We start from the raw sequence: 8,929 nt of genomic DNA, 5'->3' as shown, positions 1-8,929 counted from the left end.
CGATGTATCAGTCGCCGACAACATTGGATGTGCCGACGCTATCGCGAGCAGGCTCACTCCTACATTGCATTAGCGTGCACTTGCTGCAAATTGATCGACTGGCAGGACGTGTTTGCGCTCCAGCAGGCGATAGACGACGCCAGTCAGAATCAGCCCGAACACCATCACCCCGGAGAGGAAATACAGGCCGGACGCAAGATTGCCGGTGTACTCCTTCAACGCGCCGATCACGAATGGACCGAGGTAACCCCCGAGGTTACCCACCGAGTTGATCAAGGCGATCCCCGCCGCCGCACTGGCGCCGGCAAAGAATCGACCCGGCAGGGTCCAGAACACCGCGGTGCAGGAAAACAGTGCGAACGCCACCAGGCACAGCGCCGCCAGTTGCAGCACCGGCACCGCCAGCCAGGCGCTGAGGAACAGGCCAATCGCACCCAGTACGTAAAGCACGGCGAGGTGGCCGTAGCGGTCGTTCAAACGGTCGGAACTGCGCGGAATGATCAGCAGGCCGACGATCCCGAAGATGTACGGCACCGCGGAAACGAAACCGGTCACCAGGTCGCTGCCACCGAATTGCTTGATCAAGGTCGGTAGCCACAAACCCAGGCCATAGATACTCAGGGTCACCGGCAGGTAGAACAGCGCCAGCAACAGGACGCGTTTGTCCTTGAGGGCGTGCAGTGGATTGCCATGGCGGGTCTGGCCGTACGCGTCCAGATCCTTTTTCAGTTCGGTGCTCAGCCAGTCCTTTTCTGCCTGGTCCATCCACTTCACTTGTTGCGGGCCGTCGGGCAGGTAACGCAGCACCGGCCAGGTCAACAGAATCGCCGGGGTGCCGATGACGATGAACAGCCACTGCCAGCCGTGCAGCCCCAACACGCCGTCCATGCCCAGCAAGCCACCGGACACCGGGCCGGTGATCATCATCGCAATGGGTTGCGACAGGATGAACAGCCCGAGGATCTTGCCGCGATGGCGCACCGGGAACCATTGGGTGATGTAGTACAGAACGCCCGGGAAGAACCCGGCTTCGGCGGCGCCGAGCAAAAAGCGCATCACATAGAAGCTGTTCGGCCCCTGGACAAAGGCCATGCCGATGGTGATGGCACCCCAGGTGACCATGATCCGCGCGAACCAGCGCCGTGCGCCGAAGCGGTCGAGCATCAGGTTGCTGGGGATTTCCAGCAGGAAGTAGCCGATGAAGAACAGCCCGGCGCCAAGACCGTAGGCAGCATCGCCCAGGCCGATGTCCGCGCCCATGTGCAATTTGGCGAAGCCCACCGCGGAGCGGTCCACATAGGCGATCAGGTACAGCAGGATCAGGAAGGGAATCAGTTTCAGCGTGATGCGACGGATAAGCCGCAGTTCCTGGCTCATGAGATCGGTCTCCGATTGTTGTTGTTATGGAACCTCGGGGGACGCCTCTCGCGAAAAATTCGCCAGGGCCATCCCTCCGTTTGAGCGGACTATATAGTAATACTATTTACTCAACAACACTTCCAAAGCGCGGAATTTGCGCTTATGTTACGCCTCAGCTCGAACAATATAGTCATACAATAAGAGAATCGCTCATGTCTGATAAGAAACCCACCCTGCGCTCCGCCCAATGGTTTGGCACCGCCGACAAGAACGGTTTCATGTACCGCAGCTGGATGAAGAATCAGGGCATCGCCGACCACCAGTTCCATGGCAAGCCGATCATCGGCATCTGCAACACCTGGTCGGAACTGACCCCGTGCAACGCGCATTTCCGCCAGATTGCCGAGCACGTCAAACGCGGGGTGATCGAGGCCGGCGGCTTCCCGGTGGAGTTTCCGGTGTTCTCCAACGGCGAATCGAACCTGCGCCCGACCGCCATGCTCACCCGCAACCTGGCGAGCATGGATGTCGAAGAAGCCATTCGCGGCAACCCGATCGATGGCGTGGTGCTGCTGACCGGTTGCGACAAGACCACCCCGGCCTTGCTGATGGGCGCCGCCAGTTGCGACGTGCCGGCCATCGTGGTCACCGGCGGGCCGATGCTCAACGGCAAGCACAAGGGCAAGGACATCGGCTCCGGCACCGTGGTCTGGCAGCTCAGCGAACAGGTCAAGGCCGGCACCATCAGCATTGACGATTTCCTCGCGGCCGAGGGCGGCATGTCCCGCTCGGCCGGTACCTGCAACACCATGGGCACCGCCTCGACCATGGCCTGCATGGCCGAAGCGCTCGGTACATCCCTGCCCCACAACGCAGCGATCCCGGCGGTGGATGCGCGCCGTTACGTGTTGGCGCACATGTCCGGCATGCGGGCCGTGGAGATGGTGCGCGAAGACTTGAAGCTGTCGAAGATCCTGACCAAAGAGGCCTTCGAGAACGCCATTCGCGTCAATGCCGCCATCGGCGGTTCAACCAACGCAGTGATCCACCTGAAGGCCATTGCCGGGCGCATTGGCGTGGAACTGGACCTGGATGACTGGACCCGTATCGGTCGCGGCATGCCGACCATCGTCGACCTGCAACCGTCCGGGCGCTTCCTGATGGAAGAGTTCTATTACGCCGGTGGCTTGCCGGCGGTGCTGCGTCGCCTCGGTGAAGCCGACCTGATCCCGAACCCGCATGCCCTGACCGTCAACGGCAAGTCCATCGGCGAGAACACCAGGGACGCGCCGATCTATGGCGAGGACGAAGTGATCCGCACCCTCGACAACCCGATCCGCGCCGACGGCGGCATCTGTGTATTGCGCGGCAACCTGGCACCGCTGGGCGCTGTGCTCAAGCCGTCCGCCGCCACGCCCGAACTGATGCAGCATCGCGGTCGCGCGGTGGTGTTCGAGAACTTTGACATGTACAAGGCACGGATCAACGATCCGGAACTGGACGTGGATGCCGACTCGATCCTGGTGATGAAGAACTGCGGGCCGAAGGGTTATCCGGGCATGGCCGAAGTGGGCAACATGGGCCTGCCGGCCAAGCTGCTGGCCCAGGGTGTGACCGACATGGTGCGTATTTCCGATGCGCGCATGAGTGGCACTGCGTATGGCACGGTTGTCCTGCACGTCGCCCCGGAAGCCGCGGCCGGCGGCCCGCTGGCCGCAGTGAAGGAAGGCGACTGGATCGAACTCGATTGCGCCAGCGGCCGTTTGCACCTGGATATTCCGGATGCCGAACTGGCCGCGCGCATGGCTGATCTGCAACCGCCGCAGAACCTGATCGTCGGTGGCTATCGCCAGCTGTACATCGACCACGTGCTGCAAGCGGACCAGGGTTGCGACTTCGACTTCCTGGTGGGTTGTCGCGGGGCTGAAGTGCCGCGCCACTCTCACTGACAACACAAATCCCCTGTGGGAGCTAGCCTGCTAGCGATTTCGGCCTATCAGTTGATATTAATGTTGACTGACACTCCGCTATCGCCAGCAGGGCTAGCTCCCACATTTGGTTTGTGTATCCACCTCAAGTTTGTACCGCGCCTGCTATCATGCGCGACACCTATTCGCACAGGACCGCGCCGCTCCCCATGGATTACCGCAAACCCTCCGACCGCAAAAGCATGCACTCGCGCATCGTCCAGGAACTGGGCATGCAGATCGTCTCGGGACGGTTCCTGCCGGACGACAAACTGCCCGCCGAAGCGCTGTTGTGCGAAGAATATGCGGTCAGCCGGCCGGTGCTGCGTGAAGCCACCCGGGTCCTGGTTGCCAAAGGCCTGGTGTATTCCCGTCCGCGGGTCGGCACCGTGGTCAAGCCGCGCAAGGACTGGCACATGCTCGATCCGGACGTGCTGCACTGGTTGATGCAAAGCAGCCCGCAGAATCAGTTTTTCGACCTGCTGACCAGTGTGCGCAGCATCATCGAACCGGCTGCTGCCGCCCTCGCCGCGCAATTCGCCACGGATGCAGACATCGCGTCCATCGGTGAAGCCTACCAGCGCATGGAAGCCGCACCGACGCCGGAGGCGCTGTTGCAGCCTGACCTGGACTTCCACAGTCGCATTGCCGATGCCACGCACAACGACTTGCTGGCCAACCTGTGCAACATGCTCTCGGTGGCCATCGCCGAAGCCTTGAAACATTCGAACCAGCGGCCGAACCTGCATGAACTGGCGCTGCCACGGCACAAGGCAATCCTGACCGCCATCGAGAATCGTGATGCATTAGGTGCGCGGCATGCGACGCTGGTGCAACTGGACGATGCGCGCAGTGCATTGAATGTGGTGCTGGGTAGCGATCCTTCATAACGACCAAAGAACCCTGTGGGAGCGAGCTTGCTCGCGATRGCGGTGTATCAGTCAATGCAAGTATCGAATGTTCAACCGCYATCGCGAGCAAGCTCGCTCCCACAGGTACTTATGTAAAGCCAGCGAGCAAAAAAAGCCGCAACCTTGAGGTTGCGGCTTTTTTGTTCCAGAGATCGATCAGTGGGCGAACAACGAGTTGCCCTTCTGCCCCGCCAGTTTCTCCGGCTTGATCAGGAACCGCGCCAGTGCCGGCAACAGCCACAGCGCACCGAACATGTTCCACAACAGCATGAAGGTCAGCATCAGACCCATGTCGGCCTGGAATTTGATGGCCGAGAAGATCCAGGTGCACACGCCGATGGCCAGGCACAGACCGGTGAACAGCACCGCCTTACCGGTGGACTTCAGCGTCTGGTAGTACGCTTCTTGCAGCGGCAGGCCGGCACGCAGGAAGCTTTCCAGGCGGCTGTAGATGTAGATGCCGTAGTCCACGCCGATCCCCACCCCGAGCGCCACGACCGGCAGGGTCGCCACTTTCACGCCGATGCCCATGAAGGCCATCAGGGCGTTGCCGAGTACCGACGTCAGCACCAGCGGCAGCACGATGCACAAGGTCGCCGCCCACGAACGGAAGGTGATCATGCACATGACCGCGACGCAGATGTACACCAGGATCAGGATGGTCAGCTCGGACTTCTTGATCACCTCGTTGGTGGCCGCCTCGATCCCGGCGTTACCGGCAGCGAGGATGAACTCCAGGCCTTCCTTGTTGTTTTCCTTGGCGAACGCCTGCACCGCATGCACCGCACGATCCAGGGTTTCGGCCTTGTGATCGTTGAGGAACACCAACACTGGCGCCAGGGAACAGCTGTTGTTGTACAGGCCGTCAGCGCGGGCGATGGAGTTGTTCAGCACATCAGGGTTACGCGACAGGGTTTCCCATTTCAGGTYGCCTTCGTTCATGCCCTTGATCATTTGCTTGGACACAGTCACCAGGGAAATCGCCGATTGCACGCCTTCGGTGTTCTGCATCTTCCACATCAGCTCGTCGATCGGCGCCATGGCTTCGTAGCGCGAGCAGCCTTCAGCCTTGGTCTTGACCATCACCACCAGCACATCGGAACTGGTCGAGTAGTTATTGATGATGAAGTTGTTGTCCTTGTTGTAGCGCGAGTCCGGACGCAACTCCGGGGCACCCTGGTCGAGGTCGCCGATTTTCAGGTTCTGGCTGTACCAGAGACCGCCGCCAAAGGCGATCAGCGCCAGCAGAATGGACACCGGTGCGACTTTGGCGCTGGCGAAATTCGCCAGCAGGCGCCAGAACGGATGTTCGCGATGCGCGTCCTTTTTGCTGCGTTCGACCGCACGCTTGCTGATGCCGACATAGGAAATCGCCACCGGCAGCAGGATCAGGTTGGTGAACACGATTACCGCCACACCGATGGATGCGCCGATCGCCAGTTCACGGATCACGCCGATATCGATGATCAGCAGCGTGATGAAACCCACGGCATCGGCGAGGATTGCGATCATCCCCGGCAGGAACAACTGACGGAAAGTACGACGCGCCGCCGTCAGGGCGTTGTCCGCCTCACTCGATTGCAGGGCGATCCCGTTGATTTTCTGTACGCCGTGGGAAATACCGATGGCGAAGATCAGGAACGGTACCAGCATCGAGTAAGGATCGAGCCCGAAGCCGAAGAAGTGCATCAACCCCAGTTGCCAGACCACTGCCACCAATGTCGTGCTCAACACCGCGACGGTACTGCGCAGGCAGTTGGTGAACCACAGCAAGAGGATCAGGGTGATGACGAAGGCGACACCGAAGAACATCACCACCATCACCAGGCCATCGATCAGGTCACCGACTTTCTTGGCGAAACCGACGATGTGGATCTTCACATTCGGGTTCTGTACTTCGAACTTGGTGCGGATCTTGTCTTCAAGCTCGTGGGAGAACTGGCGGTAGTCCAGCGCCAGCAACTTGCCCTGGTCCTGCGGGTCCGGGAAGGACTCCAGCAACGGAATGTCGACGATGCTCGACTTGAAATCGTTGGACACCAGGCGCCCGACCTGGCCGGACTTGAGCACGTTGTTGCGCAGCAAATCGAGGCTGGCTTGGGAGCCATTGTAGCTCTGCGGGATCACCTCACCGCCAGCGAAGCCCTCTTCCGTCACTTCGGTCCAGCGTACGCTCGGGCTCCACAGCGACTTGAGGCCGGAACGGTCGACACCGGAGATGTAGAACACCTCATCGTTGATCTGACGCAGGGTCTCCATGTACTCCTTGGAGAAGATGTCGCCATTGGTGGCTTCCACCGAGATCCGCACGGTGTTGCCCAGGTTCGCCAGATCGTTGCGGTGCTCCATCATCTTCTGGATGAAGGGATGCTCCAGCGGGATCATTTTTTCGAAGCTGGTGGACGGACGGATCAGCGTCGCCTGCCAGAACAGGAAAATACTGACCAGCAGGCAGATCGTGATCACTGCCGGGCGGTTGTTGAAGATCAGGCGCTCGAGGAACGTCGCCTTGTCCTGGTGATGAGTACTCAAGGAAGTCATAGCTCCGCCTTCTTGTTATTAACCCGGCTCATTTGCCCGCTTTTTATTTGCCAAGCTCAGTGCCGTCAGGCGAAGTGACGCGAACGCCGCCCTGCCCGGCCAGAACCAGATTGCCATTGCCTGCCACAGTCACTGCCGAGACGGAAATACGGTCCGCACGATTGACCACCTTGAAGGTTTCGCCATCGTCGCTGCTGCGAATCACCGAGCCGCCGTTGCCGACGATCACGATGGAACCATCGTCGAGCAGCGTGCCGCCGGACAGCCCGAACTCCAGGTCACCGCGTTCAGCCTTGAGCTCGACTTGCTCCCAGGTGGTGCCGAAGTCCGTGGAGCGATAGAGGTTGCCACGCAAGCCGTAGGCCAGCAGCGTATTAGGCTGCGCCGTACCGATCACGCCAAACAGCGAGCCTTCGTACGGACCTTCGAGTTTTTCCCAGGTCTGGCCCCAGTCCGCGGAGCGGAACATGCTGCCCTGCTCGCCGACGATGAACAGCCCGGCGTCCTTGACCGCGGCAATCGCGTTCAGGTGGTACTGGTCTTCATTGTCCAGGCGGTCGCTGGCGTCTTCCCAATGCTTGCCACCGTCGGTGGTTTCCATCAGCGAGCCGTAAGCGCCCACGGCAAAGCCGCTGTTGACGTCCTTGAACCAGACATCGAGCAGCGGCGATTCGCGTTTCAGATCTTCGAATTGCCTGGTCCAGGTCGCGCCGCCGTCCTCGCTGGCGAGGATCTGCGCGTCATGACCGACGGCCCAGCCGTGCTTGTCATCGACAAAGAACACCGACGTCAGCAGGGCCCGGGTCGGAACCTTGGCCTGGGTCCAGTTCGCGCCCTGGTCATCGGAATACAGGATGTGCCCACGATCCCCGACCGCCACCAGGCGCTTGCCGGCGTGGACGACATCGAGCATCAGGCTTTTGGCAGCCTTGGCGGATTCAATGGAATAAACAACGTCGGATGCTGACGCCGCTGCGGCCAGCGCAGGTGCCGACAGCATGGCAGAGCCCAACAGCGAGAGCGCTGTAGCCAGCAACGCGAATTTGCGCAGTGCCGGCGGGCGGCAGATACCCACACCCATGACAGGCTCACTCATAGACCTTCTCCCATTATTATTGTTAGGTCGTTCAACCTTTCTGGGCGCCGCAAGGGTGCGTGTCTGGACCGGCTGTTTCAGAGCATAGTCCTGAAACCCGCAATCCAGAGCCCCTTCGGAAGCTGGCTTATCCTATCGGTGTTTTTTAATGTCTGACAATCGACGCCACGTTATGTTTTGTTAACCGGGGGGGATGGGGGGGTGTTCTGAATGGTGGGTATCAGGTGGGGTGATTGGTGATTGGTGTACATATCCATTGCTGCGGTCACGACCACCTGTGGGAGCGAGCTTGCTCGCGATGGCTTTGTGTCAGGCGATGATTGTTTTTTGAGTGTACATATCCGTTTCTGCGGTAACGGCCTCTGGCGGTTCCGCTCTTACAGCGGGTCACTTTGAAAAGCGCAAAGTAACCAAACGCTCTTGCCCCTGACATTCGGTGCCTCGCCGTGGCTCGGCATGCCCTCGCTCCGGTCCTGCTCCGTGGGCCCGCCGCCATCGGCCATCCATGGCCGGCGGCGGCTAACCCGGCATCCATGCCGGGTTGCCCACTGCGCAGAACCTCCTCTCGGCCTCACGAGGGGGCGTGTACCGCAACAGCGTCCGAGGCGGCCTACCGGCCGGCCTGGTTGTTGGGTTCGTTCGTCTGGGAGGTATCTGGTCGACTGGCAAGCCGCTATCGCGAGCAAGCTCGCTCCCACAGAAAAGCAAAGGCAGATCGGCGTACACAGACGCTTCTCACCACTCATCAGGCTGAGTGGAGGTGTTCATCCGGGGATTGGCGCGCAGCGCCGTTCGACGCAGTCGAACTCATTGCATGTAGGTCGAAGCGAAGCCGACCGGAGGGCAATGTCTCGCGATGAGCCTGTTCCACACTGCGCTTGAGCACTGCCAGGACGTTGTAGGCCAGGATCGCTGAAGCAAATCCCAGCAACGCCGCCCGCGGAGCGCCAAGGCTTTCGATTTCACTGTCCAGCACCGACTCCAGGCGCTGGAACATCCCTTCGATACTCCAGCGACGACGGTATAACTCGGCGATCTGCCCGGCGCTGACGGTG

Annotated in this window: 5 protein-coding genes and 1 pseudogene; 2 read left to right on the top strand and 4 right to left on the bottom strand. The window is 60.5% G+C overall.

All coding sequences use genetic code 11. The features are described 5' to 3' along the window. Positions 1-69: 69 nt before the first annotated feature. Positions 70-1,377, bottom strand: coding sequence for an MFS transporter (locus tag AC1DRN_RS29320; protein ID WP_223463804.1), 1,308 nt, complete (start codon positions 1,375-1,377; stop codon positions 70-72). 194 nt (positions 1,378-1,571) lie between these two features. On the opposite strand from AC1DRN_RS29320, the gene AC1DRN_RS29315 reads away from it, so the two are divergent. Both AC1DRN_RS29315 and AC1DRN_RS29310 read left to right on the top strand, forming a co-directional pair. Next, positions 1,572-3,308, top strand: a complete 1,737-nt coding sequence (locus tag AC1DRN_RS29315) for an IlvD/Edd family dehydratase (protein ID WP_223463805.1) — start codon at positions 1,572-1,574, stop codon at positions 3,306-3,308. A gap of 188 nt (positions 3,309-3,496) precedes the next feature. After that, complete coding sequence (locus AC1DRN_RS29310) at positions 3,497-4,216, top strand: FadR/GntR family transcriptional regulator (RefSeq protein ID WP_158273935.1); 720 nt, start codon at positions 3,497-3,499, stop codon at positions 4,214-4,216. Between the two features lie 177 nt (positions 4,217-4,393). Here the strand turns inward: AC1DRN_RS29310 and AC1DRN_RS29305 are convergent, their stop codons facing one another. The 3 genes and pseudogenes from AC1DRN_RS29305 to AC1DRN_RS29295 all read right to left on the bottom strand — a co-directional run. Further along, positions 4,394-6,778 carry an efflux RND transporter permease subunit gene (locus tag AC1DRN_RS29305; protein ID WP_477786893.1) on the bottom strand — a complete coding sequence of 795 codons (2,385 nt, stop codon included), beginning with the start codon at positions 6,776-6,778 and terminating at the stop codon, positions 4,394-4,396. Between the two features lie 43 nt (positions 6,779-6,821). After that, positions 6,822-7,874, bottom strand: coding sequence for a WD40/YVTN/BNR-like repeat-containing protein (locus AC1DRN_RS29300; RefSeq protein ID WP_223463807.1), 1,053 nt, complete (start codon positions 7,872-7,874; stop codon positions 6,822-6,824). A gap of 841 nt (positions 7,875-8,715) precedes the next feature. Beyond that, positions 8,716-8,929 (bottom strand): annotated as a pseudogene (locus AC1DRN_RS29295) (transposase); the annotation flags it as partial.

The sequence above is a fragment of the Pseudomonas sp. P5_B3 genome, assembly GCF_056400405.1.
Note: the sequence above shows the minus strand (reverse complement) of the source record. Positions and strands in the feature narration are given on the sequence as shown.

Bases quoted from the DNA above. Each gene is read 5' to 3' on its own strand.
- AC1DRN_RS29320 (WP_223463804.1), bottom strand. From the start codon at position 1,377: ATGAGCCAGGAACTGCGGCTTATCCGTCGCATCACGCTGAAACTGATT.
- AC1DRN_RS29315 (WP_223463805.1), top strand. From the start codon at position 1,572: ATGTCTGATAAGAAACCCACCCTGCGCTCCGCCCAATGGTTTGGCACC.
- AC1DRN_RS29310 (WP_158273935.1), top strand. From the start codon at position 3,497: ATGGATTACCGCAAACCCTCCGACCGCAAAAGCATGCACTCGCGCATC.
- AC1DRN_RS29300 (WP_223463807.1), bottom strand. From the start codon at position 7,874: ATGAGTGAGCCTGTCATGGGTGTGGGTATCTGCCGCCCGCCGGCACTG.